This window comes from Stenotrophomonas sp. Ste86 (assembly GCF_024519465.1).
GTDB lineage: Bacteria > Pseudomonadota > Gammaproteobacteria > Xanthomonadales > Xanthomonadaceae > Stenotrophomonas.
In genome coordinates, this window is the sequence record NZ_JALJRW010000042.1 from 1 (window position 1) to 1,309 (window position 1,309).

The 1,309-nt window shown below is 63.3% G+C and carries 1 protein-coding gene; it reads left to right on the top strand.

Annotated features, from left to right (window positions below):
* The first annotated feature begins 82 nt into the window (after positions 1-82).
* Positions 83-1,303: an ISL3 family transposase gene (locus NR101_RS18965; RefSeq protein ID WP_256777592.1), complete on the top strand. Its 1,221-nt coding sequence runs from the start codon at positions 83-85 to the stop codon at positions 1,301-1,303.
* Positions 1,304-1,309: the final 6 nt, after the last annotated feature.

Genomic DNA, 1,309 nt, shown 5'->3' on the forward strand with positions numbered 1-1,309 from the left:
GGTTCTTCTCCCATCTGAGGGGAGAAGGCGCACGGCCGGCCAGCTAGATTGTGGTTGTCGAGACTACAAACCGAGGCCGGCCGTGGCCAAGCTGGATTGTATGCCGTTGCTGGGAGGCTGGGCGGGGTATCGCCTGGATGGATGGCGCCGCGAGTCACGTGGCGGAGCCACGTGGCTGGTGCTTTCGCTGTTGCCTGATTCACGCCGCCGACGCCGCTGCAGTGGCTGCGGCAAGTGGGTCGTGGCCATCCACGACCAGACGCTCCGGCGCATCCGTGACTTGCCCGTGTTCGACGAGCCGGTGGAGCTGGAAGTCCAGCGGCAGCGGCTGGCCTGCCCTCGCTGTGGGCCAAAATTGGAGCACTTGGATTGGCTGGAGCGGCATGCCCGAGTAACGCAACGGCTTGCGCAGAGCGTGGCACGCATGTGCGCCACCACCTCGATCCATGCCACCGCAAAGTGGCATGGTCTGGACTGGAAGACGGTCAAGGCGCTTGATTTCCGGCATCTGATGCAGACGCTGGGCCCAGTGGACCTATCGGACGTACGCGTGATCGCGATGGACGAGTTTGCGATCCAGAAGGGGCATCGCTACGCGACCGTGGTGGTCGAGCCATCGCGCAAGCGCGTGCTCTGGGTCGGCCGAGGACGCAGCCGTGCTGACATCCGTCCCTTCTTCGAGCTACTTGGCAGGGTCGGTTGCGAACGCATCCAAGCCGTAGCAATGGACATGAATTCGGCCTTTGATGTGGAGGTCAAAGCCCAGTGCCCCAATGCTGAAGTGGTCTACGATCTCTTCCACGTGGTGGCCAAGTACGGGCGCGAAGTCATTGATCGGGTGCGGGTGGACGAGGCCAATCGTCTGCGCACCGACAAGCCCGCGCGACGGGTGGTGAAGACCTCGCGCTGGCTCCTGCTGCGTAATCGGCACAACGTCCCGGCCGAGCAGCGCGTCCAACTCGAGGAGCTGCTGGCCGCCAACAAAGCCCTGCTGACCACTTATCTGCTCAAAGACGACCTGAAGCAGCTTTGGCGCTACCGAAGCCAGAGCTGGGCGGAAAAGGCCTGGCGGTCATGGAAGCATCGCGCCCTGCGAAGCGGGCTGGAGCCGCTGCGCATCTTTGTCCGCCGTCTGCAGCCTTATCTGCCGGGCATCCTGGCCCACTGCCGGTGGCCTCTCGGGACGAACCTGGTGGAAGGCATCAATAACAAGATCAAGGTCATCAAGCGCGTCGCCTACGGATACCGAGACGACGCGTACTTCTTCCTGAAGATCCGGGCGGCCTTCCCCGGAGTTGGGTGAAGAACC